The organism is Thalassotalea sp. PP2-459, assembly GCF_001913705.1.
GTDB classification, from domain to species: Bacteria; Pseudomonadota; Gammaproteobacteria; order Enterobacterales; family Alteromonadaceae; genus Thalassotalea_C; species Thalassotalea_C hakodatensis.
The window spans coordinates 1-24941 of the sequence record NZ_MKQD01000028.1; the positions used below are offsets into that span (position 1 = coordinate 1).

Sequence of the window (24941 nt, forward strand, 5' to 3'; positions counted from 1 at the left end):
AGCCACACAAAGAAAAGCTGCAATTTATTGCGGCTTTTTTTATGTCTATTTTTAGAGTTTAAGGTTATCAACTACCGCTAGAGCGGTGGACTGTGCTACTTTAAAACCTGTTACCAACCTAACTGATACAAAGGTAACGTTTCTAATCGTGCATCTATTTCTTTTAACATTTGTTGGTAATCTTGATTATTGATATCACGATACGTTTGTTCAAATTCAGTTTGCGAAATTCCTTCATTAAGGCCTTGAATACTTGGCAATAACGCTTCATCAGTTATCGTTAATAGTAATGATTGCGCGCGCTTAGCTTTATTCTCACTTGCAACTACTATCTGGGCAAAACGAGTACCTGCCCTATCCGCCATTAAATCGGCAAAACTAAAGCCTGAACCACCTCGATTACTGTCTAAAAATTCTTTGTATTCACCAATAGCATCACTAGCCCCCAAAGTACTGAACATTTGAATAGCCATAGAATAGACGAAATGTTTTTGTAAATCATTTCGTCCCCGCAATGTTGCGTTACTTCTCAATTTATTACGAACAACAAGCTGATCAAAATCATCATCGATAATATCTCCCACGAGTAATTCAAAACGATCAGCACCAAAATAAATAATAAGTGCCATCGCTGCAGACTGGTTTTGTACAGTAGTATTGGTATTAGCTATTGAGTTAGATCGCTGACTGGCAAGCGAAAAGACTTCTCTAACATACCCAGCCAATGAAGCATTTGATTGTTGTTTTGCTGCATATTGAGCAATCGATTGATAATAAATAGCAATTTCCTTGGCGTTACCAAATAGCGATAAGTCATCTCTTAAGCGCATTAACAATGATTTATCATTATTTCGTGCCAGTAAACGCGTATCAAAGTACATATCAAACTCAACAAATGATTCACTGATAGACACACGTTTAATAATCGCCAACATATCATCAACTAGATTCGGCTGAATGAAAAAATCAGACATCAAACGCACCAAGGTAATAAAATGATGCCCGGCTAATGAAAGATGACCTATATTAACTTGTTCAATCATTAGCCCACGTTCAGAAGGCAACACCTTTATAGATACATTAAGGTATTTAATTAATTCAGGTAATGGCAAGGTCACTGACAATGAAGCATTTAATGCTTTGGGGGTTAGCGTTACATTGGCTGCAGATTGTGGCACAGCACGATGTAACAGTGCTGCTAAACCGTCTAGTTCATCTTTAGTTATTCGAACTTGTTGTTGGCCCTGCTGTTTAGCGCTAGTAATTAATTTTTTAACTAATTGTTGACTTTGCTTAGCTTTTTGCGCGGAAATTTGATGAAGCTGAACAGTTTTAGGCTGGGTTTGCAAAGACAACAATACAAGTGCACAAAAGGCAAAAATAAAAATAAACGTAAAAATAACAAAACAACGAAAGAGAGTTTTCAAAATACGATAACAGCTTGTTAAAAGTTAAGTGCTAGTGTACTAAAAACACAGCAACATTAAAGGTTAAACATCCAGTAAATCCCAATAAATAACGCGATCAAATTTAAAGGCAAGTTGCCGGTTTAATGATTTAAACGTTGAAACTTTACCTGCGTTTGGTGCGAAACATTGCCAAATAAATTGATGACAATTATTTTCAATCAAATGATAATTTCGATACTGATAGATTTGCTCAATTGCTCTTAGCGCGGCTTGTTCACTTGCTATAGGTTTAGCAGTAGAGTCGCATGCTATAAATACATTTTTTCCCGAACGCTCTTTAGTAAATCGAGCCAATGAAACAGGCTTTATCAGCCCTTCTCCGCCAAGTTCAATAATGGTATCGTCGTCTACCCAAATACCGGTATGATCAAGTACCCCACCAATTCCACAACATATTAGCGCACCAACAACGGGTTTCACTCGCTGCTCTGTTGCCATCAACTCAGATGGATATATAGCCACAGGCGATTCATGCCGATTTAAATCCCTAATACGTTGTGGCAATAAATATCTTAGCCGGCGCTGTTGTTGCTTTTTTCGATCAGTTGACAGCTCATTTAATGTTAACGCAGAAATTGCTGCCGCACCTAACCAAACTAAGGGTAATGGCATACTCCCTCCAAAATACGCAGTGTTTAATAACAAGATGACGACCTTTTAATGAAAAGGCTATAAAAAAAATGCAAGTAACTGTTTCATTGCTGGAAATAGTTGGCACAATAGAGTGTAAATTCACACTAAATCATTTAATAAAAGTAGTAAATAATGCAGAGCGTCAAAAAATCTTCCAAACTTAATAATGTCTGTTATGAAATTAGAGGGCAAATAGCGGCTGAAGCTCGTCGTTTGGAAGATGAAGGCCATAAAATTTTAAAACTCAATATTGGTAACCCTGCACCGTTTGGTTTTGAAGCGCCTGATGATATTTTAAAAGACGTTATACATAACTTACCTACCGCACAAGGCTACTGCGACTCAAAAGGCATATACTCTGCGCGTGTGGCTGTCATGCAGTATTTTCAACAAAATGGCATATTAGGCCTTAATGTCGATGATATCTTTATTGGCAACGGCGTTAGCGAATTAATCGTCATGTCAATGCAAGGTTTACTGAATGATGGTGATGAAGTCTTAATTCCTGCACCTGACTATCCATTATGGACAGCGGCAGTATCATTATCAGGCGGCACACCTGTACATTACCAATGTGACGAAGAAAACAACTGGTTTCCAAACTTGGATGACATTGAAAGTAAGATAACTGAAAACACAAAAGCTTTGGTGTTAATTAACCCAAATAACCCTACAGGTTCAGTGTATTCAGAAGAAGTTTTACAAGGCCTTTTAGCGCTCGCAAGGAAACATCAATTAATTGTTTTTAGTGATGAAATCTACGATAAAATTTTATATAACGGTGCTAAGCATATTCCAACAGCCAGTTTAGCCAATGACGTATTAATTATTACTATGGGTGGCTTATCAAAAAACTATCGAATCGCAGGGTTTAGAGCTGGATGGATGGTGATAACTGGTCCTAAATTACATGCAGAAGACTTTTTAGAAGGGTTGAACATACTTGCCTCTATGCGACTATGTGCAAATGTTCCTTGTCAGCACGCTATTCAAACGGCATTAGGTGGTTATCAAAGCATCAATGAATTAATCAGCGATAATGGCCGCTTAATTAAGCAGCGTAATATTGCCCATAAGATGATAAACGATATTGATGGACTTTCATGCAATAGCGCCATGGGCGCACTGTACTTGTTTGTTAAAGTTGATGCTGAAAAGTTCAACATTACCAATGATGAGAAAATGGTACTTGATCTACTAAAACAAGAAAAAATATTGGTGGTCCATGGCAGTGCTTTCAATATCCCGCAAAAAAATTATTTTCGTTTAGTTTTCTTACCGCATAAAGATGAATTAATTCCGGCTTTAGAGCGAATAAAAGACTTTTTTTCTACCTATAAACAAGCATAAATTGGAGTCAATATGGCGACGCTAAAACCGAAAAAACAAAGTACGTTTTTAGCATGGATGTTCCGCATGCCGTTGATCAAACGATGGGCATTAATGTTTTGTGTGAAACCTGAAAACGTTGCTGAACATTCACACCAAGTAGCCATAGTGGCACACTTGCTAGCGGTGATAAAAAATAAAAAATTCGGTGGTAATATCAATCCTGACAGAGCCGCAACGATTGCGCTTTATCACGAGGCAAGTGAAACCCGTTATGGGGATATAGTGTCCCCTACTAAGTATGCAAACCCTGAAATTGCCCGAGAGTTTAAAAAGATTGAATCGCATGCTGAACGAGAATGTTTGCAATCATTGCCCGAAGAATTTCAATCGGTATTTTACGACATTATTGTTCAAGATCATGTTGAACCTGCTTACAAGGCACTTGTAAAAGCTGCTGACATACTTGTCGCTTACATTAAAGCGGTTGATGAGCTTAATCATAACAACCATGAATTTGATCATGTAGAAGAACGTCTTGGTCGTAAGCTAGATGATTTGAAAAAAGACTTGCCCGAGGTTGAGTATTTCTTGGCAACCTTTTTACCCGCATGTTCTGCTACGGTTGATAAGCTGGCAAAAGACGGCTAATGATTAATACAGTTGTACTTGAAAGTTTGGCTAATTTAAATGACTTGAGGCTGCAAAGGTGAATTAACGACAGTATTTTGCAAAGTCTGTAGCCATGATTTAGCGTCAAATTCTTTACGTTTTGTCGGTAATACGTCTGATTTTTGATGCTTTAGCTGACAATATAAGCTTGTGTTTTCTAATACATTACTAGGAATATGACATTTATCATTTCTAAAAGCGATTGGTTTTTCCTTCAACATATTAGTCAAATGTATACTAGAAAATAAGCCTTTCTCAGCTAATTCTGCTTGGCCATATTGGCCAATTTGCGTAATCTGCGATAGCGCAAGAGGTGCTTTATCGGGCAATGAAAAATAACGCCTTAAGCTATCATCACTTACTTCTGGCTCGGTAATTTCATCATGAGGTAGATGAAATTGACTATGCATTCGAACATCATCAACCAGCATCGCCAACATTAATGAGAAGTCACTGTGCATAGGTTTGCGTACTGATTCATTCAGTCGTTGACCTAATTGTGCTTCTTCTAATAACGGTTTAGTTGTGGTTTCAGTGATAGCCAAAGTAAGTTCACTACAATAATGCTGACAACTTACTATCGGCAAAAAGATGAGTTACTTTAGCGATATTTCAGATATTTAATAATAAAAAAGCATGCGCTAAAAAACACATGCTTGCATTAAAAGCAGCACTAAACGATATGCTGATAGATTAGCGTTTGTTCTGGTGTGCTTTCTGAAATAGATACAGCATCAAGGTAACCTTGACTAGCTATCGCAAGCTCTTGTTTGTTATTAGCATGACAACGAGCAATCACATCGCCTGCGCAAACTTTAGCACCTAAAGGTTTAATAGCATTAAAACCTACACTATGATCAATTTTCTGACCATTTGCAGTGCGCCCACCTTTCATTCCTACCACTTGCATACCTATTTCACGGGTATTCATTTCACTAATGTAGCCACTTTTATCTGCCACAATATCACCGACCTGTTCGGCCTTTTGCATTGTTTTCCATGGGTTTTCGATAAAGTCAGTGGGACCACCCAACTGTGAAATCATACGATCAAATCGTTCTGCAGCTTGTCCTGAAGACAGCGCTTTATTGACTAAGACTTCAGCTGTACCTTTATCCTGTGTAACACCAGCGCTTATCAACATTGAACACGCAAGTTCGACAGTTACGCCATGTAATCTGGGACAACGACTTTTACCGGTTAAATAATCCACAGTCTCAATCATCTCTAACGCATTACCTGCCGAAAAACCTAACACTTGGTTCATGTCAGTGATAATAGCTTGTGTGCGCACACCTGCACCATTGGCAACACTAACAATAGACTTGGCGAGCGCTTGTGCTCCAGCTAAATCTGTCATCATGGCACCATTACCCACTTTAATATCCATCACTAATGAATCTAAACCGGCAGCCAATTTTTTGGATAAAATAGAAGCAGTGATCAATGGAATGGACTCGACAGTAGAGGTAACATCACGAATAGCATAGAGTCTTTTATCAGCTGGCGCTAAACGATCTGTTTGAGTAATAATCGCCATATTATTCTGTTTTACGAACTGCTTAAAATGTTCAACACTAGGCTGTACATCAACACCTGAAATACTTTCAAGCTTATCAGAAGTACCGCCGGTATGGCCCAAGCCTCTCCCTGCAATCATAGGTACATAAACACCACATGAAGCTACAATGGCTGCCAACATAAAGCTCACTTTATCTCCGACGCCACCTGTTGAGTGTTTATCAACTATTGGACCATCTAGTTCTGGCCATGACAAAACATCACCTGAACGCATCATATTATCTGTTAATGCAATCACCTCTTCTGTGACCATACCTTGTTGAAAGATCGCCATCGCCATCGCACCAACCTGGGCATCATTAAAAGTATTGTCGACTAAACCTGTCGCAAAAGCGTTTATTTGAGCATTATTAAGCGATTTTCCATCGCGTTTAAGACGTATTATTTCCTGTGGTAGCATGTTTAAAGTCCTTAGATTAAGTCTTTCGATAAAAAGGCATCGGGTAACAGATCCGCCACCGACCAGTGTTTTTGTTGATTCAAGTGGTTCACTGAGGTAACTTTTCCATCCTCAGGCATGAACTCTGCTATCACTTGTCTACACGCACCACAAGGAGGCGTGAGCTTCTCTTGCTCGGTATAAACAACAAGATGCTCAAACGTTTGATTACCCATTACTACCGCATTCGCGATGCAATTGCGTTCAGCACACACACCTAAACCATATGAAGCGTTCTCAACATTACAGCCATTGAATATTTGCTGATCTTTGGTCATTAAGCTTGCTCCTACCTGAAATTGACTATAGGGCGCGTATGCATTCTTGTAGGCAACTTTTGCCGCACTCACTAACGCATCAATGTTTTCAATTTTGTTGTTCTCTTGCATGTGCAACCTTAAAAATAAATTAACCATTTGGTCAGGTTTTATCTTAACGAATTCCATAAAAAAAGCCAACAGATTATCTGTTGGCTTTTTAGAGAGGTTAACTCAACTTAGAAAACGTACTTAATACCAATCTTCATTGACCAAGTAGACTCACGGTCTTTCCATTCAACTGGTGACTCACCTTGGCTTACGTTAGCACTTTCGTATACATATTGACCGGCATCATTAATGCTGTAATCAAGTATTTCTGTTGCTGACTGACCAAAAGGCAATTGATAAATTCTACCAGCATCCTCATCGAAAATTGCTAGCGCATTTTTAATATCAAAGTAGATTAATCCTTTATGACCTTCCATAAACCCTGGAATTTCTTGCTCTAAACGTAAGTCCATCGATGTTGTCCACGGAGCACGATATTCATTCTTAGGCAAGTAACCACCCGTTGAAGAAATACCTACTGTGTTTAACTCTGCCATAATTTCGTCATAGCTTAAGCCATTAACAAAATCTACTGCGGCATCATCTGCCCCTGTAGGAATATAAGGCAAGTTTGAGCTGGTTAAGTCAAGTTCACCTGAAATACCGTTTCTGTTGTTCCAACCCAATAAGTAACTGTATGGCCTACCTGATTTACGTTCCCAGAACATATGAAACGCAGTGTTGTAACCATCAAAAATTTCAGTATTATACGAAAGGTTTAACGTTAATCTGTGTTTAACTTCGTATGCAGAAGTTCCCACTTCAGGGTTTTCTGGATCAATCACTGGGTTATAATTATACGCAGTATTGGTAGAAGTACCTGTTGCATCAATTTTATTACGAATTGATGAATGCGTATAAGAGAAGTTAGCTTTAAAGCCAGTATCCCAGCTTTTCGCTAAGCTTAATGTTTCAATTAATGAATGACCACCAGAAGTGTTTGTTAGCAATACATCACGGTTATCACGATTAGGATCAGCTAATGTATATATTGGACGACCTTCTACAGTATAACCATTATTACCTTTAGACGTATCTAAGGTGCGTGATAAATCAGACCACGTCATGTCTTTTTCATTGTCTTTATAAAGTATTTCCGCACTGATACGCCAATCATCACCAAGACCATAATCTGAAAGATCCGCAATGTAATCTGCCGCTAAGCTATATTGCCAAGTTGTTGGTATTTCAAAATTCGGGTCTATGGCATCAATATTTGTATTAGGACCACCAAGCACAGTATTAGCAACTTGATCTTGCGCATGCTGAGGAACACTATTTAAATCAGCATTTTGCAAAAAGGTATTTTCTGCAATTACATCATTAAAACTTTTATATGACGCGATTCGTGAACCGTCATTCGTGAATGCATTTGAAATAAATACATTTGGACGACCACCACTAAAACGACCAACACCACCACGAATTGTTAATTCATCCGTTGCATCCCATGTAAAACCTACACGTGGCATAAACACATCTAAACCATCAAGGTTTTCATTGTTGCTATAACCGTAACGATCAATAAACCCTTGGTTTGCATTTGGCTTATCATCATTAATAGTTAGCTCATATCGTAAGCCATAAGTAACGTTTAATGTATCTGTTACATCCCAGCTATCTTCAATATATAATGCATGATTGCCTAAACTAAATGCCGCTGCTGCATCATCACGATTTAAGCTTGGGTTATTTTGATATTCGAACCAGTTTGCATTACCGTTTTCAAAGTCATCAATGCTGTCAAAATACCAAGAACCGAGATAATGCTGCATAAAGATGTTATACACATCTACTTTTTCATATTCCCAGCCAAATGAAATAGCGTGATCTTCATGAAGGTATTCACCGCTAATTCTAAACTGGAAAGTTTCATTGGTTAATTCATTAGCATGACGGCTATCATCAGGACCGATCATAATTTGACCGCCATTTACCGTATCAATTTTCGCTTCACCAAATGCTAATCCGCCTAATGGAATTTGGCCATTGACTGATTCTTTATGAGAAATTTTTACTTCGGTAGAAAAGTTTTCATTCCAGTTAGAGAACACCTGCCCAACATACGTATCAAACTCATTTGAGCGATTATACCAGTGTGAAGATAAATACAGCTGATCTGAGTAACCAGAACCTTGGTTACCAGCACTGTTACTGAAGCCGTGTGAATAAGTTAATGAAGCACGATGATCATCATTGATGTTCCAGTCTAATTTTAAAGAATATTTTTCATCTTCTAATGGAATTGAATCATTCCAGCTACCTGCATCATAACCATATTTAGATTGAGCAATGTTTACAACACGATCAACCTCTGCTTGAGAAATTTGGCTAACCTTATTCGCCACACTTGCATCAGATGGGCCTTTATCAACGGCACTTGGCGATTCAAACGTTTCATATGATGCGAAAAAGAACAATGTATCCTTGATGATTGGACCACCTAATGTAGCGCCCCAAGTTTCTTCGTCAAAACTTAAATCGATATCCTCACCCGTTTCAGGATGCTCAGGTGTTCCAGCCCATGAATCTTTTGCTTGCTCAATGAACATTGAACCATGAAATTCATTCGTACCTGACTTAGTTACAACACTAATTTTACCACCAGAGAAACCACCTTCTTTAGCAGTAAAAGGCGCTACTGCCACACTAATTTGGTCGATTGAATCAAAAGAGATAGGTGAACGTTCAGTTGGATACCCATTGCCTGCTAAACCAAAATCATCATTAAGGTTAACACCGTCAACTGCTAAGCTATTATATCTAGGGTTAGAACCGGCAAGAGATAATGACACGCCGTCATTTCCTACTACAGCCATAGGGTTTTGACGTACAATATCTTTTAGATCACGATTAAACGCAGGTGACTTTGTTAAATCATCACCACTAAAAATACTTGAAGAACCTTTAGAAGGGTCAAAAAACTCACCAGCCCCTGTTACAGCAATTCGTTCGATGTCTTCACTAGATAATGTTTCACTGATTCGGAAAACATCACCTAACGTAATATAAATACCTTCAAGTTTTTTATCTTTATGCGTATCTGAATCAATAGTAACCGTGTAAGGACCACCTACACGCAAACCTCGAGCAGAGAATGCTCCAGAGTCGTTTACTGTTAATACTTTTTTTGTACCTGATGGTTCATGGACTATAGTAATAGTTGCGTCTTTAACCGCCGCACCTTGCGAAGTTAAAATATTACCACGCATAGAAGAAGACGTATCATCAGCAAAAACAGGTGTAGATAATCCAAGTGCGAGGATCACTGCACCCGAAATGAGTGAGAGGCGTTGGGTTTTCATGTTGTTAATTTCCCTTGGTGTATGTTTTATTTTATTAGTCATACATTTTGTTGACCAGTTGTTCAAAAAGCACAACAAAGATGTACGGTTCAAAGTCTTTATTTATTATAAATTAGAGCAGACTTTTTTTACACTTTTATTACACTATTTCACAAACATGATAAATACAAGTTAAAAAACAATTAAACATCAGCGTTAAAAAACCGACCAAAAAAATAAAAATAGATATAAAACAAATGGTTAAACATTAATTACTCTAATGGCATTTATTTTGATTTTTTCTCTATTTTAATATGATTTTTTTCTAAAGAATCGACACCTTATAATATAACCATTTAGTCAAGATATTAATAAGTATCCATATAAACAAATAAAAACAATGAGTTACATATTAAAACTTAAATAACCAAATAATCATATAATATTTCATTCACAATACTAATTATTCATTTCATATCGAATAACTTAGCTTTTGTAAAAGTGTCTTTATAAGCGTTATAATCATCACTTTATTAACGCTATTTATTGCGATAAAGGCGAACTACCGCATTGTGATTGCATGCAGAATACAATCTCTGCTAGTGTAAGCAGCATTAAAATAGTCGACCGATTAGACAACCATAATAATAAGTAAACATATGACTGATACTTCAAACAAAAAGCAAGGAAAGATCCGCATCAAAAGCGAGCAAAAAATATTAATTGCTGCGCAAGATGAATTCATAACCCATGGCTATAAAGGTGCTACCGTTCAATCAATAGCAGACCAAGCCGGATTGCCAAAAGCAAATGTATTGTACTATTTTAAAAATAAAGAAAATATTTACCATGCGGTATTAGAACAAACATTAGACATGTGGGATGAAGGAATTGGTGATATTATTTATGAAGATGGCCCGAAAGTCGCCATCGAAAAGTTTGTTGCTGCTAAAGTTAACATGTCATTTAAAGCACCTAAAGCGTCTAAAATATATGCCATGGAGATTATTCAAGGCGCACAACATTTAAAAGAATTTGCTCGAACATATCTAAGAAAGTGGGTTAGAGAAAAATCAAAAGTGTTTCAACAGTGGATTAACGAAGGAAGGATGACAGAAGTAGATCCTGTCAACTTAATTTTCTTAATTTGGTCAACAACGCAACACTATGCTGATTTTGAAACACAAATTCTGACGATAATGAACCGTGCAGATTATGAGGAAGAGGATATAGAGCATGTTACGCAGTTTCTAACAGGCTTTATTTTAAAAGGACTAGGAATAAAATAAACATGAAACTACTTATTACAATTACAGGCTTTTTACTGCTAATGTCTACTCACGTTCAAGCGAAAAAACCGATACGCGTTGCAACCTTTAATGTCAGTATGGAAGCGTTAAATTATATTCAACAAAACGATAACAGCAAGGTCACAGGTACAGAACTTCTTGATGCAATGAAAAATGAGCATCAACAAATCAAAAATATTGCCGAAATTATTCAACGTGTGAACCCTGATATATTATTAATCAATGAGATTGATAACCATAGAAATGTTGGCCGAGAAGCCATGCTAACATTCATGGATAACTTTTTATCGGTTGGTCAAAATGGACAACAGCCGATCCATTATTCTTTTTCGTACCAATCGCCAGTAAACACAGGTGTTTTATTACCAGCAGATGCTAATGGTGATGGAAAAATAACACACCCTAGCGACACTCACGGTTTTGGATATTTTCCAGGACAATATTCAATGGCGATAATGTCGCGCTACCCCATTGATGCTCAATATATTAGAACCTTTCAGAAATTTAAATGGAGTGATATGCCTGGCGCATTAAAGCCAGTAGACCCTAAAACTGGAGAAGATTACTACTCTAAAGAAGTATGGCAAGCATTAAGGTTATCTTCTAAAACCCATTGGGATATACCTATTCGAATATACGATACCACATTACACGTACTCGCCAGTCACCCTACTCCACCAGTATTTGATGGACCAGAAGATAGAAATGGTAAACGTAATCACGATGAAATACGATTTTGGCATGATTATATAACACCAGGTAAAAGTGATTATATCTATGATGACAACAAAAAATCTGGTGGCTTAAATAAAGGCGATTTGTTCGTGATTGCTGGAGATTTAAATGCATCCCCAGTTGAAGGCGATGCTATCAATAGCAGTATAAGTGCACTCATTGATCATCCTAATGTTCAAGATCCTAAACCAAGTAGTAATGCAGCGTCACAACACTCACCAGACAACAAACATGCCGCTAATCATACGGCCTATTGGCGTATGAGAGCAGACTATTTATTACCTTCTAAGCATGGCTTTAAAGTGGTTGATTCAGGTGTTTTTTGGCCAGAAATAAATGATGATAATTACCGGTTAATAGAGTCTAGAAAGGCGTCTTCAGATCATCGTTTAGTCTGGGTTGATATTTTATTAACCGATTATTAATTTTATGGAAAAGCAAATGAAAAAACTGTTAATCTCTCTTGCTGTTGCTTCAATCACTTTAGGTTGTAATGCGACAAGTGAAGTCACCAAACAACCTGTAACAAAAACCCCCATTACTAATGTGATTATGATTGTTGCGGATGGCATGGGCCCAGCTTTCCCTACAGCATACCGTTATTATGCCGACAACCCATCAACACCCAATATAGAGCAAACTGTTTTTGACAAACATCTTGTTGGCATGAGCAGCACCTATCCAGCCCAGGAATCTGGCCGAGTTACTGACTCTGCTGCTGGTGCAACTGCCCTAGCAGCGGGTGTTAAAACATATAATTCAGCCATTAGTGTTGATGTCAACAAACAGCCCGTTGAAACGGTATTACAACGCGCCAAAGCACTAGGTAAAAAAACGGGTGTGGTCGTAACTTCACAAGTTAATCATGCTACACCAGCGGCATACATCACTCACAATGAAAGTCGAAAAAACTATAATGCCATTGCTGATAGCTATATTGATAATGGGATAAATGTCGATGTGTTATTCGGTGGTGGTTGGCAGTATTTCATTCGAGATGATAGAAATTTAGTGAATGAGTTCAAACAAGCAGGTTTTGATTATATCGACAACTTCGAACTACTTTCGCAAACAAATACAAACAATAAACTACTTGGTTTATTCGCAGATGTTGGTTTACCTCCAGCCTTAGATAATGGCGGAGGTAAATTATTAGAAATGACGAAAACCGCGTTGTCTCATTTAGAAAACCCTAATGGCTTTTTTATGCTAGTTGAAGCAAGCCAAGTTGATTGGGCTGGGCACAGCAACGATATAAATAGTGCAATGGCTGAAATGCACGATTTAGCACAAACATTAGCGTATTTAGAAAGTTATGTTGATTCTAATCCAAATACACAAGTAATTTTAACTGCAGATCATAGCACTGGTGGCTTAACATTAGCGGCTAAAGGTGAATACCGATGGTCACCTGAAATGCTACGAGAGATGAAAACATCAACGTCTGCTGCCGCTCAAGTTCTGGCTGATAGTGAAATTTCAAAAACAAGCCTAAGTGCTGCACTAGCAAATATAACACTAGAAGACGAAGATGTTACAAACGTTATTGAAGCGAAAGAAAAAGCGTTATCTAAGCTACAAGCATATTTACAGTTAACCCCTGAGCAACAAAAGAAGCAACGTAAACCAAGTGTTAAGTATGCGCTGTATCGCGCATTAAATAGCATTATTGATCGCAAAACGAATACAGGCTGGACAACCTCCGGTCATACAGCGGTAGATGTACCTGTTTACGCCATTGGTGCCCAAAGTGCTATTTTTGAAGGATTAATAGATAACACTGATATTGCGAAGGGTGTGTTTACCTTGATTGAAAATAACTAGGGTTAATGAATTACTGTTAAACTAATCGCATTAAACACAAACGCGAAGTTCTTCACGAATAAAAGCCAGCAAATTCAATTGCTGGCTTTTTTACGCAAGTTTTATCAAGCACACTTGAGTTCATCGGTTTAAAGTAGCTAAAAATCATTCAGGATTGTCAATGTCGCAATATTCTATAAAGATACAAACGCTGATTAACTATATTGAAGAAAACCTCGCGGAGTCTCTTACCCTTTCAGAGTTAAGTAAGCAATCGGCTATTTCAAGTTTTCATCTTCATCGATTATTTAGCGCCCAAGTAAAAAAACCACTTCGTCAGTACGTGCAAACAAGACGATTGATTCGTGCTGCTCATCAAGTGTATTTACGCGATCAAGATATTACCGACATTGCTTTTGATGCCGGCTATCAATCTTTAGAGGCGTTTAGTAGAGCATTTAAAAAGAAGTTTAAACAATCTCCTCGTGATTTTCGATTAACACCAAACAATAAACCATGGCTTATTACGCCAGCATTAGCTAAAGAGGAAGCTAACATGATCCATTATAATAATAATGACGTATCAATTATTGATTTTCCACGTACCTGTGTTGCCACCTACCGACATCAAGGCGATCCCGCAAACATAATGGCCAGTGTGCAACATTTTATTCAATGGCGAAGAGCACATCACACACCTCCTGATCAGTCTAAAACCTTTAATTTACTTTACAGTGATCCAGAACAAGCTGAACCAAGTGCATTCATTTTTGACATTTGCGCAGAAACTAAACATGAACTTTCAAATGAACAATATCAAATTTTCAGTCAAATAATTCCTAAAATGAAATGTGCAAAATTACCTTATCAAGGGCCCGACCAAGGGCTAGCAACCGCACTTAACTTTCTCTACAGTGATTGGTTAAACCATAATGATGAAACTCTTGCTGACTTTCCCTGTATCATTGAACGATTAACCATGTACCCTGATGTCGCGCCACATCAAGCAACATTAAATATCTATTTGCCGCTACAATAACGAAATAACACCGTCAATATTGCAAAAAAAACCGATAAACAAGGTTTATCGGTTTTTTAACAGCTGAACCTAGCAAATATTACTTATGTTCTACCGCGATAATTTCATATTCAACCAAACCAGATGGCGTGGTAATTTCAACCTCAGAATCAACCGTTTTACCAATTAGCCCGCGAGCAATCGGTGAATTTACTGAAATGCGATTATTTTTAATATCGGCTTCATCATCACCTACAATTTGGTAAGTCATTTCTTCTTCTGTATCTATGTTTAAAAGCGTTACTGTAACACCAAAAATCACTTTACCATTATTAGGAATTTTAGTTACGTCAATAACTTGTGCGTTACCAAGTTTACCTTCGATATCTTGAATGCGCCCTTCACAAAAGCCCTGCTGTTCACGGGCTGCATGATATTCTGCATTTTCCTTTAAATCACCATGTTCACGAGCTTCAGCAATTGCCTCAATGATTTCAGGGCGCTTTTCTGATTTCAAATAGTTCAATTCATCACGCAAGGCTTCAGCACCTTTAAGCGTCATAGGGTATTGATTCATTATTTCCTTTTCCTAAAAGATAAAGGTGGTCAAAACCACCTTTATATCAAACTTTATTACCAATAATGACTAGCTTAACAGAACTGTCATCATTCGACAAAGAATACTCTACGTTAGCCTTTAGCGCATAACGCATGTAATTCCTGAATAGAGTTAACCGTTTTAAGTGCATCTGCTGCATGTGCTTGGCATGATGCATAAGCGGCATTCAATGTCGTAGTATAAGGTACTTTATAACGTAATGCCCCACCTCGCAATACTTTAGAGTCTTCAATGGCTTTACGCCCTTCTGTCGTATTAATGATGTAGTTATATTCGCTATTTTTAATTCTATCAAGAATATGTGGGCGACCTTCATGTACTTTATTGACAAGACGACACGGTACATTGGCTTCACCTAACACAACAGCAGTGCCGTGCGTAGCATCTATTTCATAGCCAAGTTCCACCATTTTTCTACCCAGTTCAACAACACGTTCTTTGTCGCTGTTTCTGACAGAAATAAGCGCTCTACCTGATTTAGGCACCGATACACCAGCACCAAGGTTAGCTTTAGCGTATGCATCTTCAAACGTTTTACCTACGCCCATTACTTCACCTGTAGAACGCATTTCAGGACCTACAAGAGGGTCACTACCATGGAACTTATTAAACGGGATAACCACTTCTTTTACAGAGAAATAAGGTGGAATGACTTCTTCGGTAATACCAAGCTCAGCCAGTTTTTTACCTGCCATTACTCGTGCACCAATTTTTGCTAAAGGAACTGACGTTGCTTTAGAAACAAACGGCACAGTACGTGCTGCACGCGGGTTAACTTCAATGAGGTAAACCTGACCATCCTTCACTGCCATCTGAGTATTCATTAAGCCAACAACACCTAATTCAAAGGCAAGATCTGATACTTGCTTACGCATAACATCTTGTACTTCTTGGTTCAAGCTATACGCAGGTAATGAACATGCGGAATCACCAGAGTGAACACCTGCTTGTTCGATGTGTTGCATAATACCGCCAACAACAACACTTTCGCCATCACATAACACATCAATATCAACTTCAATCGCATCATCTAAAAAGTGATCAAGCAATACTGGCGCTTCATTGGACACACTTACCGCTTCGTTCATATAACGGCGTAAGTCTTCTAGGTCGTATACAATTTCCATTGCACGGCCACCTAAAACATATGATGGACGAACCACTAAAGGAAACCCGATCGCTTCTGCTTTTACAAGCGCTTCTTCTACAGAAGTAACCGTTGCATTCTCAGGTTGTAATAACTCTAAACGCTCAACCGCTTGTTGAAAACGTTCTCTATCCTCTGCACGGTCAATAGCATCAGGGGAAGTACCAATAATCGGAACACCTGCTGCTTCTAACGCTCGTGCTAATTTCAACGGTGTTTGACCGCCATATTGCACAATAACGCCGACAGGCTTTTCAACACGTACAATTTCTAATACGTCTTCAAAAGTAATCGGTTCAAAGTACAAACGATCTGACGTATCATAATCGGTAGACACTGTTTCAGGGTTACAGTTAACCATTATTGTTTCATAACCGTCTTCACGCAATGCTAATGCAGCATGTACACAACAGTAGTCAAACTCTATACCTTGACCAATGCGGTTAGGACCACCACCTAAAATAATAATTTTCTTATTATCAGTAGGCGCAGATTCACACTCTTCATCATAGCTTGAATACATATAGGCAGTGTCTGATTTAAACTCTGCTGCACAGGTATCAACACGCTTGTAAACAGGGAATATTTCAGCACTATGACGTTTTTTACGTATCTCAGTTTCACTAACACCAATTAATGATGCTAAGCGTAAGTCCGCAAAACCTTTACGTTTCAATTGACGTAAGTACTCAGGTGTTAGCCCCGCCATACCATTTTCTGCAACATTTTGTTCTTCAAGTACAATATCTTCAATTTGCACAAGGAACCAGCGATCAATTTTGGTCAACCGGAAGACATCATCAACCGAAAGACCTAAACGGAATGCATCAGCAACGTACCAAATTCGATCAGCACCGGCTTCTTGAAGCTCATGCATAATCTTTGTTTTTGCACCCGGTTGAGTGACATCAACTTGTGGGTCAAAACCAGAAGCACCAACTTCTAAACCACGCAATGCTTTTTGCATCGATTCTTGTTGGTTACGGCCAATTGCCATGACTTCACCCACAGACTTCATTTGCGTGGTCAAGCGATCTTCAGAACCAGCAAATTTTTCAAAGTTAAAACGTGGGATTTTAGTCACAACGTAATCAATGGTAGGTTCGAATGATGCTGGCGTTGCACCACCGGTAATATCATTTGAAAGTTCATCAAGGGTATAACCAACAGCCAGTTTGGCAGCAATTTTAGCAATTGGGAAACCTGTCGCTTTAGATGCTAGTGCCGACGAACGTGAAACACGCGGGTTCATTTCAATAATAACCATTCGGCCAGTATCTGGGCAAACGCCAAACTGTACGTTTGAACCACCCGTTTCAACACCAATTTCACGCAATACCGCCAAAGAAGCGTTACGCATTATTTGGTATTCTTTATCCGTTAGCGTTTGAGCAGGTGCAACCGTGATTGAGTCACCCGTATGAATACCCATCGGGTCAAAGTTTTCAATAGAACAGATGATAATACAGTTATCATTTTTGTCCCTAACCACTTCCATTTCATATTCTTTCCAACCAATTAATGATTCATCAATTAATAATTCGTTGGTAGGTGAAAGATCTAAGCCTCGTGTACAAATGGTTTCAAATTCTTCTTGGTTATAAGCAATACCACCGCCTGTACCACCCATAGTGAACGAAGGACGAATGATACAAGGAAAACCGATGCGTTTAGCGGTTGCTTTAGCTTCTTCCATTGAGTGAACAATTTCAGCACGTGGCGTTTCAAGCCCAATGCTTTTCATTGCTTTATCGAAACGACTGCGATCTTCGGCTTTGTCTATCGCATCAGCTGTTGCACCAATCATTTCAACATCAAATTCTTTTAAAACACCATTCGCTTCTAATTCTAGCGCGCAGTTTAATGCCGTTTGGCCCCCCATTGTTGGTAGCACAGCATCAGGGCGTTCTTTTTCAATGATATTACGTACAACTTCCCAATGAATAGGCTCAATATACGTTGCATCGGCCATGTCAGGATCTGTCATGATCGTTGCAGGGTTAGAGTTCACTAAAATAACTCGAAAACCTTCTTCACGCAAAGCTTTACATGCTTGAGCGCCTGAATAGTCAAACTCACAGGCTTGACCGATTACAATAGGACCAGCACCTAAGATTAGGATACTTTTTATGTCATTACGTTTTGGCATAGTGTTTAAATCTCCACAATCTTATGAGTTACGAGCGTTGATAAGTTCAATAAAGTGATCAAATAACGGTGCTGCATCGTGGGGGCCTGGGCTTGCTTCAGGGTGCCCTTGAAAACTAAATGCAGGCTTGTCAGTACGGTGTATACCTTGTAGAGAACCATCAAATAATGACTTGTGCGTTATTTTTAAATTTTCAGGTAAATTCTCTTCGTCGACAGCGAAACCATGATTTTGCGAAGTGATCATCACAACATTACGATCAAAATCTTTTACTGGATGGTTTGCACCATGATGACCAAATTTCATTTTGGTTGTTTTTGCACCACTAGCTAAACCAAGTAGCTGATGACCTAAACAAATACCAAAAATTGGAATATCGGTTGTAAGAAAAGCGTTAATAGCCTTAATCGCATAATCACAGGGTTCAGGGTCGCCAGGGCCATTTGATAGAAATATTCCATCAGGTTTAAGGGCTAGTACTTCTTCGGCAGTTGTTTGCGCAGGCACTACTGTAAGTTTACAACCTCTGTCCACTAACATACGTAAAATGTTACGTTTCGCACCAAAATCATAGGCAACTACGTGAAAGTCAAACTTTTCAGGTGTTACATGACCTGTGCCTAATTGCCAACTTCCTTCTGTCCATTGGTAAAATTCTTTAACAGAAACCACTTTCGCTAAATCCATTCCTTTTAAGCCAGGAAATGCTTTTGCTTTTGCTAAAGCAGTTGCTTCATCAATGTTTTCACCAGCAACGATGCAACCATTTTGAGCACCTTTTTCTCGTAATATACGTGTTAATTTACGTGTATCGATATCGGCAATACCAACGATATTATTACGAATAAGGTATTCAGTAAGCGTTTCTTCGTTTCTGAAGTTACTAGCAAGTAATGGTAAATCCCGAATAACAAGGCCTTTAGCCCAAATAGTCTCAGACTCTTCGTCTTCTTTATTTGTGCCTGTGTTGCCAATATGGGGATAAGTGAGGGTAATAATTTGTTCTGCGTACGAGGGATCAGTTAATATTTCTTGGTAACCAGTCATTGAAGTATTAAATACTACTTCACCAACGGCGGCCCCTTCTGCACCAATAGCGGTGCCCTTAAATGTTGTGCCATCTTCTAGCACTAAAATTGCAGATTTAGTCAATTTAACCTCCGAAAAGAAGAAATAAATCTTAATATTTTACACCATCAAAACATGGTGATATTAAGCGCGAAAGTTGCTTTATTAATCTGCCAATCAATTCACAAAAAACAAATTTTTGACAAATTCCGCGCATTCTACGCTGATTTAATAATAACGTCCAGTTAAAAATGTAAAAAGTAGCCTTTAGCCGCGAAATTGTATCTAAAGGGTTAAAAAGTACATTTTACTTAGTTAATACTTAACAATAAACTAGGCCTAAACGTCTTTTAACCCTAGTACATCCTGCATGTCATAAAAACCGGGTTTTGCTGTGTTAAGCCATGTAGCTGCACGCATTGCACCTAAAGCAAAAGTCATGCGTGTGGTTGCTTTATGCGTAATTTCTAATCGTTCACCCAAATCAGCAAAAAAAGCAGTATGCTCACCAACAATGTCACCCGCTCTGACGGTAGCAAAGCCAATAGTATCTTGTTTCCGTTCGTCGCTTATACCTTCTCGGCCATAAACAGCAACTTTATTAAGATCACGCCCCAAGGTATCTGCAATGACTTGGCCCATTTTCATTGCCGTTCCTGACGGAGCATCTTTTTTAAACCGGTGGTGTGCCTCAAAAATCTCAATATCGGTAAAATCACCAACCGCTTTGGCCGCCATTTCTAATAGTTTGAATAGAACATTCACCCCTACACTGGTATTTGGCGCTAAAATTACCGGAATATCTCGGGCATATTCTTTTACTTTCTCTACTTGCTCATCACTAAATCCTGTAGTACCAATGACTATCGCTTTATTATGTTGTTGGCACCAAGCTAAATGCTCAAAGGTTGACTCAATAGAAGTAAAGTCGATAAACACATCAGCAGCAAGTAATGATGAAAGTTCAGTCGTTGCCTTTACGTCTATCTTACCTATGCCAGCTAATTCGCCTAAATCAACTTGAGAAAAAGAAGAGCTTGCTCTAACCGTGCCACCAACCAACAAGGTTTGTTGATGTTCTACTGCAGCCTGTATTAAGTTTCTACCCATTCGACCGCTGCTTCCCAAAACAGCTACGTTAACGTTCATAGTATTGTTCATTTCCAAAGTCTAAATATTATCAAAATTAATAGTTGTGCTAAGATGCTTTAACTCACTAAGATCATGTGATATCACATGACGAATTTTTGCCTTCCCCTGAGCAGTCAATTCTATATGATAAAAAGCACAAAATTCTGCAAACGTTTGTTGGTTCTGGTCAATAAATTGCCAATGCAAACAAACTAATGCAAGTTCAGTGTTTATGGTATCAAAACTGCCATACGGCACCTTTATTTCTGCCACATTAGCAACAGATAACTGAGAAAATATTTCAAGCAGAGTACATTCTAATTGTGCATCATCAACGATATATTGCATTTCTTCGGGTGTAGTTAACGTGCAAGGCGTTTGATAGCAACTTGCTACCTCAGCAAGGTTTTGCTGAATAAAGCCGGCAAGATAACGTTTAAACAATGCGTTTATGTCTGCTGCAACTAACATTATATTGATCCCATAAAAAAGCCGGGAACACCCGGCTTATCGTTTTGTTTAATTAGCTGATGATGTCTAATAACTCAACATCAAACACTAAAGCAGCGTATGGAGGTATTGCTCCTTGAGAGCCTCTTTCGCCATAAGCTAGGTTATAAGGTACATGTAAACGCCATTTAGAACCTACTGGCATTAATTGTAGTGCTTCAGTCCAACCTTGAATGACGCCACCAACAGGAAACTCCGCAGGTTGACCTCTATCATAAGAGCTATCAAAAACATCACCGTTAATGAATGTACCGTGGTAATGCGTACGTACTGTACTTTGAGCTGTTGGTTTTTCCCCTTCACCTTCAGTGATCACTTCATATTGAAGACCAGACTCTAAAACAACAACGTCATCACGCTTAGCGTTTTCTACTAAATAAGCTTCGCCTTCAGCAGCTTTTACTTTTGCTTCTTCTTGTTCTTGTTCTTGTAGTTTTTTTGAAACAACGGAAAAGGCTTCATTTAAATCAGCTTCAGATACTTGGCTATCTGCAGCTGCCATTGCGTCAGCTAAACCCGCTTGAACGGCAGTAACATCAAAATCTTTAAAAGGGTTGTTGCGAAGTTGATCACCCAGTTGACGGCCTACACCGTAGCTTACGCGTTGTTCAATAGTTTCAAATAATTTATCAGACATAATATTCACTTTTTTAGCTACCTACCTTTTACAGTAGATATGGATAGAAAATTCGCGCTAGGATAGCACAAACCATTGTATGTCTGTAGTCACAATCGGGCTCATTTTGTTATTTATTATAATTAAACCAAGCACCACGCTTTATAGCTGGATTGACGCCATATTCGATTAATTATTTGCTCGGCCTAAAATATTTGCACAGAAAAGTCATAGACATTTAGAAAAAAAACTTTATTGTTGGCAATAATAAAAATTATTCTTTTGAAATATTCCAATGACAGATCAATCCGCAACAACTGCGCCTACTAAGAACTTATTTAGCCTGTTTCCATTTGCTGTTTTTCTCAGTATATTTTTAGGTACTGGTATCGTGTTAACCATGCAAGGAGTTGAATTTGCGTTTTATCAACTTCCTGCGAGCATCGCTATTATTCCAGCCATCATTATTGCAATTTTTATGGGTAGGCAACCTATCAGTGAACAGATAGGACAGTTTATTAATGGTGCTGGCCACCCGAACATTATTACCATGTGTTTCATTTATTTGTTAGCAGGGGCATTCGCCGTTGTTGCCAAAGCGACTGGAAGTGTTGACGCGAGTGTTCAACTTGGCCTTTCCTTATTCCCAGATTTTTTACTTTTACCGGGTTTATTTTTAGTTGCCGCTTTTATCTCTACTGCTATGGGTACATCAATGGGCACTATCGCTGCAATTGCCCCTATAGCACTAGGCTTGGTTGAAGCTTCTGATGTCGATAGTAGTGTCATTGCAGGGGTGATTATATCGGGCGCTATCTTTGGTGATAACTTGTCTATTATCTCTGATACAACAATTGCATCGACCCGATCTCAGGGGGCGAAAATGAAAGACAAGTTTAAAGTGAACTTCACCTTTGCTGTACCCGCTGCCATATTATGTATTATTTTATTTGCCAGTATGGGCGTTACTATGCCTACTATTGCCGCAAGTGAAACAAATATCATTGGTCTTCTTCCTTATATCGCCATCCTTATACTGGCGCTACTTGGCGTCAATGTATTTATCGTTTTAGTCATAGGTATTGTTTTAGCTGCCGGTGTTGGTATGTGGCAAACAGGTTACGCTTTATCAACCTGGATCAGTGACATCAATCAAGGGTTCGCCAATATGCAAGATTTATTCATATTAGCGCTATTCATTGGTGGTTTAAGTGAATTAATCAAGAGACAAGGTGGCTTAGCGGCATTAACAGACCTTGTAGAACGTATTACAAGACGTATTTATCGTAATAATAACAAACGGGCAGCTGGCTTTGGCATTGCTTGTTTAGCTTTCATTTGTAACTTTTTTACCGCAAACAATACCGTATCTATAATTGTTACAGGCGAGACCGCTAAAGAGCTCGCAGAAGATGGCGCGTTGTCACCTGCACATTCTGCTAGTATTTTAGATATATTTGCTTGCATTAACCAAGGCTTATTACCATATGGCGCTCAAGCATTACTGCTTGGAACAACATTGCAATTATCACCATTAGCAGTGGTGTCACATGCCTACTACCCAATGATTTTACTATTTGTAGCAAGCTTTGCATTTTGGCGAGTGACAAAGAAGTAACAGCGTAGCTTACAAAAAACAGTTATTTCTTTAATAAAGTTTTGACATAAAAAAGGCCAGTTTTACTGGCCTTTTAACGTTAAGTTATCGTTCAATTAATAAATGTCACGAAATGATAATGCCGCTTCCATCACGGGGAAAATACGCGTTAAGGTTTCTTGGTCTAACACGTTGCCTTGATCATCTATAATCGTCACTGTTGTTTTACTATCATCTTCTATCGATTCAAGTACAAACTGATATTGTTGGTCAGACAACTCAAGCACAGGCACGTCATCACCCCATAGTTTGTCCCATAAACCAACATCTGGCTTAACAAAGTCAACATAATATATTTTTTTAGACTCATTAAGATCAGTAACGGTAAAGCCATAATCTTCAAAGAAAATAGGCATATTCGGCCATAACGAGTCTAATGCCATCTCAACAATATATGCTGGCTGTCCCTGTGAATTCTCACCCGTAGAGACCAACTTTTGATTAGCGCGCATCAAACGATTTTCTTGTTGTTGTTTACGATATTGAAAATCAACTTGCGCAACAATCTCATTTAACATTGCCATTTCAGCACGTTCTTGATCCAGTAATGCCATTTTTTTCGAGGTACCTGATTGATCGGTACGCATATAATCAACTAACTTAACAGATAAAGCGACACTTCTACCATGAGGCTTCGTTTCAAATTGATAGCGAAACCTAAAACTCTCTGTTAACTCGACTTCCTCAAATAACCAAACTCCTGATTCTTTCTCACGGTTATACCACTGAGATTCGTAAATCAGGTTTTCTGCATCGATAACATCTAGGCCAACACCATCATCTTCAAGCTGAGTTTTTAACGCCTGATAGATAAAATCGAGCAAATCACGCTCTTCAAGCACTTGATCAAACCAAATTTTCGCATTATGCGTGGTTGATTCAACACGAGAAGAAGTGGCAACAGGCAATACCAAAGAAGGCGCTCTTACGTCAACTTCACGACCAATAGAACCCTGATGATTAATGTTATCTGGCACCTCAAAATCTTGCTTTTTTTTCGGTGCAGATAAATCTTTGGGAATTGATAATGTTCTTGCTTCCTTTATTTCGGCGTATTCAAAATCGCCGCTGGCTTGTTTTTTACTAACGTTACTACATCCTGCTACAGCTAATGCTACTAGCGAGAAACCAAAAAGCTTACGATTCATTCATACTCCCAACGTATTCACTATACATGTTTATCAATCTTATTAATGTAAGTGACAAGATAGACGCTTTGTTTAAGACAAAGTTCATTTATTATATGGATTAATTAAGGCTACATGGTACTTGTAGAGCTATGCAAACTCAAGAATTATTCTTGAGCATAACACTAAATAACTTGGAACTGTTCAACTTTAACTCATTGCAAAACAGGTTATTAAACGCGTTGACTTGTAGACCTAGTAGCGGCATCCACGCAA

Annotated in this window: 20 protein-coding genes; 7 read left to right on the forward strand and 13 right to left on the reverse strand. The window is 38.5% G+C overall.

All coding sequences use genetic code 11. The annotated features are described in order from the left end of the window. Window positions 1-110: 110 nt before the first annotated feature. Together BI291_RS05075 and BI291_RS05080 are read right to left on the reverse strand one after the other, a co-directional pair. Entirely contained in the window at window positions 111-1427 is a 1317-nt protein-coding gene (locus tag BI291_RS05075; protein WP_074496671.1) for a hypothetical protein, read from the reverse strand. Window positions 1428-1490: 63 nt separating this feature from the next. Beyond that, entirely contained in the window at window positions 1491-2081 is a 591-nt protein-coding gene (locus BI291_RS05080; protein ID WP_074496672.1) for a hypothetical protein, read from the reverse strand. A 153-nt stretch (window positions 2082-2234) separates the two neighbouring features. On the opposite strand from BI291_RS05080, the gene BI291_RS05085 reads away from it, so the two are divergent. Both BI291_RS05085 and yfbR read left to right on the forward strand, forming a co-directional pair. Continuing rightward, complete coding sequence (locus BI291_RS05085) at window positions 2235-3452, forward strand: pyridoxal phosphate-dependent aminotransferase (protein ID WP_074496673.1); 1218 nt, start codon at window positions 2235-2237, stop codon at window positions 3450-3452. A gap of 12 nt (window positions 3453-3464) precedes the next feature. Beyond that, complete coding sequence (yfbR, locus tag BI291_RS05090; protein ID WP_074496674.1) at window positions 3465-4082, forward strand: 5'-deoxynucleotidase; 618 nt, start codon at window positions 3465-3467, stop codon at window positions 4080-4082. A gap of 35 nt (window positions 4083-4117) precedes the next feature. On the opposite strand, the gene BI291_RS05095 is transcribed toward yfbR, so the two are convergent. The 4 genes from BI291_RS05095 to BI291_RS05110 form a co-directional block, all read right to left on the reverse strand. Beyond that, the gene (locus BI291_RS05095; protein WP_074496675.1) at window positions 4118-4648 is read right to left on the reverse strand and encodes a VC2046/SO_2500 family protein; all 531 of its coding nucleotides are present in this window, start codon (window positions 4646-4648) and stop codon (window positions 4118-4120) included. A 128-nt stretch (window positions 4649-4776) separates the two neighbouring features. Continuing rightward, window positions 4777-6084, reverse strand: a complete 1308-nt coding sequence (gene deoA / locus BI291_RS05100; protein ID WP_074496676.1) for a thymidine phosphorylase — start codon at window positions 6082-6084, stop codon at window positions 4777-4779. A gap of 11 nt (window positions 6085-6095) precedes the next feature. Beyond that, window positions 6096-6512 (reverse strand): cytidine deaminase, encoded by a 417-nt coding sequence (gene cdd / locus BI291_RS05105; RefSeq protein ID WP_074496731.1) that lies wholly within the window; start codon window positions 6510-6512, stop codon window positions 6096-6098. A 107-nt stretch (window positions 6513-6619) separates the two neighbouring features. Further along, on the reverse strand, window positions 6620-9796 hold the full coding sequence (locus tag BI291_RS05110; RefSeq protein WP_074496677.1) for a TonB-dependent receptor: 3177 nt from the start codon (window positions 9794-9796) through the stop codon (window positions 6620-6622). A 638-nt stretch (window positions 9797-10434) separates the two neighbouring features. On the opposite strand from BI291_RS05110, the gene BI291_RS05115 reads away from it, so the two are divergent. The 4 genes from BI291_RS05115 (at window position 10435) to BI291_RS05130 (ending at window position 14662) form a co-directional block, all read left to right on the forward strand. Continuing rightward, entirely contained in the window at window positions 10435-11064 is a 630-nt protein-coding gene (locus tag BI291_RS05115) for a TetR/AcrR family transcriptional regulator (RefSeq protein ID WP_074496678.1), read from the forward strand. A 2-nt stretch (window positions 11065-11066) separates the two neighbouring features. Continuing rightward, entirely contained in the window at window positions 11067-12245 is a 1179-nt protein-coding gene (locus BI291_RS05120) for an endonuclease/exonuclease/phosphatase family protein (RefSeq protein ID WP_074496679.1), read from the forward strand. A gap of 16 nt (window positions 12246-12261) precedes the next feature. Then, the gene (locus BI291_RS05125) at window positions 12262-13644 is read left to right on the forward strand and encodes an alkaline phosphatase (protein WP_074496680.1); all 1383 of its coding nucleotides are present in this window, start codon (window positions 12262-12264) and stop codon (window positions 13642-13644) included. Between the two features lie 160 nt (window positions 13645-13804). Beyond that, window positions 13805-14662 (forward strand): GyrI-like domain-containing protein, encoded by an 858-nt coding sequence (locus BI291_RS05130; protein ID WP_074496681.1) that lies wholly within the window; start codon window positions 13805-13807, stop codon window positions 14660-14662. Window positions 14663-14741: 79 nt separating this feature from the next. Here the strand turns inward: BI291_RS05130 and greA are convergent, their stop codons facing one another. From greA to BI291_RS05160, 6 genes are all read right to left on the reverse strand, one after another. Further along, window positions 14742-15218, reverse strand: a complete 477-nt coding sequence (greA, locus tag BI291_RS05135; RefSeq protein ID WP_074496682.1) for a transcription elongation factor GreA — start codon at window positions 15216-15218, stop codon at window positions 14742-14744. 113 nt (window positions 15219-15331) lie between these two features. Next, window positions 15332-18556 carry a carbamoyl-phosphate synthase large subunit gene (gene carB / locus BI291_RS05140; RefSeq protein WP_074496683.1) on the reverse strand — a complete coding sequence of 1075 codons (3225 nt, stop codon included), beginning with the start codon at window positions 18554-18556 and terminating at the stop codon, window positions 15332-15334. Between the two features lie 21 nt (window positions 18557-18577). Continuing rightward, window positions 18578-19708 (reverse strand): glutamine-hydrolyzing carbamoyl-phosphate synthase small subunit, encoded by a 1131-nt coding sequence (gene carA / locus BI291_RS05145; RefSeq protein WP_074496684.1) that lies wholly within the window; start codon window positions 19706-19708, stop codon window positions 18578-18580. A 255-nt stretch (window positions 19709-19963) separates the two neighbouring features. After that, a complete protein-coding gene (dapB, locus tag BI291_RS05150; protein WP_074496685.1) occupies window positions 19964-20773 on the reverse strand; it encodes a 4-hydroxy-tetrahydrodipicolinate reductase in 810 nt (269 codons plus the stop codon). Between the two features lie 21 nt (window positions 20774-20794). Then, window positions 20795-21226, reverse strand: coding sequence for a hypothetical protein (locus BI291_RS05155; protein WP_074496686.1), 432 nt, complete (start codon window positions 21224-21226; stop codon window positions 20795-20797). Window positions 21227-21278: 52 nt separating this feature from the next. After that, entirely contained in the window at window positions 21279-21902 is a 624-nt protein-coding gene (locus BI291_RS05160; protein ID WP_074496687.1) for an FKBP-type peptidyl-prolyl cis-trans isomerase, read from the reverse strand. A 274-nt stretch (window positions 21903-22176) separates the two neighbouring features. On the opposite strand from BI291_RS05160, the gene BI291_RS05165 reads away from it, so the two are divergent. Then, on the forward strand, window positions 22177-23499 hold the full coding sequence (locus BI291_RS05165) for a Na+/H+ antiporter NhaC family protein (protein WP_074496688.1): 1323 nt from the start codon (window positions 22177-22179) through the stop codon (window positions 23497-23499). A 95-nt stretch (window positions 23500-23594) separates the two neighbouring features. Here BI291_RS05165 and bamC read toward each other — a convergent pair whose 3' ends face one another. Further along, window positions 23595-24686: an outer membrane protein assembly factor BamC gene (bamC, locus tag BI291_RS05170; protein ID WP_074496689.1), complete on the reverse strand. Its 1092-nt coding sequence runs from the start codon at window positions 24684-24686 to the stop codon at window positions 23595-23597. Window positions 24687-24941 lie beyond the last annotated feature (255 nt).

Coding starts and splice junctions, on each gene's coding strand:
- BI291_RS05080 (WP_074496672.1), bottom strand. CDS start 2,081: ATGCCATTACCCTTAGTTTGGTTAGGTGCGGCAGCAATTTCTGCGTTA.
- BI291_RS05085 (WP_074496673.1), top strand. CDS start 2,235: ATGCAGAGCGTCAAAAAATCTTCCAAACTTAATAATGTCTGTTATGAA.
- yfbR (WP_074496674.1), top strand. CDS start 3,465: ATGGCGACGCTAAAACCGAAAAAACAAAGTACGTTTTTAGCATGGATG.
- deoA (WP_074496676.1), bottom strand. CDS start 6,084: ATGCTACCACAGGAAATAATACGTCTTAAACGCGATGGAAAATCGCTT.
- cdd (WP_074496731.1), bottom strand. CDS start 6,512: ATGCAAGAGAACAACAAAATTGAAAACATTGATGCGTTAGTGAGTGCG.
- BI291_RS05110 (WP_074496677.1), bottom strand. CDS start 9,796: ATGAAAACCCAACGCCTCTCACTCATTTCGGGTGCAGTGATCCTCGCA.
- BI291_RS05115 (WP_074496678.1), top strand. CDS start 10,435: ATGACTGATACTTCAAACAAAAAGCAAGGAAAGATCCGCATCAAAAGC.
- BI291_RS05120 (WP_074496679.1), top strand. CDS start 11,067: ATGAAACTACTTATTACAATTACAGGCTTTTTACTGCTAATGTCTACT.
- BI291_RS05125 (WP_074496680.1), top strand. CDS start 12,262: ATGAAAAAACTGTTAATCTCTCTTGCTGTTGCTTCAATCACTTTAGGT.
- BI291_RS05130 (WP_074496681.1), top strand. CDS start 13,805: ATGTCGCAATATTCTATAAAGATACAAACGCTGATTAACTATATTGAA.
- greA (WP_074496682.1), bottom strand. CDS start 15,218: ATGAATCAATACCCTATGACGCTTAAAGGTGCTGAAGCCTTGCGTGAT.
- carB (WP_074496683.1), bottom strand. CDS start 18,556: ATGCCAAAACGTAATGACATAAAAAGTATCCTAATCTTAGGTGCTGGT.
- dapB (WP_074496685.1), bottom strand. CDS start 20,773: ATGAACGTTAACGTAGCTGTTTTGGGAAGCAGCGGTCGAATGGGTAGA.
- BI291_RS05155 (WP_074496686.1), bottom strand. CDS start 21,226: ATGTTAGTTGCAGCAGACATAAACGCATTGTTTAAACGTTATCTTGCC.
- BI291_RS05160 (WP_074496687.1), bottom strand. CDS start 21,902: ATGTCTGATAAATTATTTGAAACTATTGAACAACGCGTAAGCTACGGT.
- BI291_RS05165 (WP_074496688.1), top strand. CDS start 22,177: ATGACAGATCAATCCGCAACAACTGCGCCTACTAAGAACTTATTTAGC.
- bamC (WP_074496689.1), bottom strand. CDS start 24,686: ATGAATCGTAAGCTTTTTGGTTTCTCGCTAGTAGCATTAGCTGTAGCA.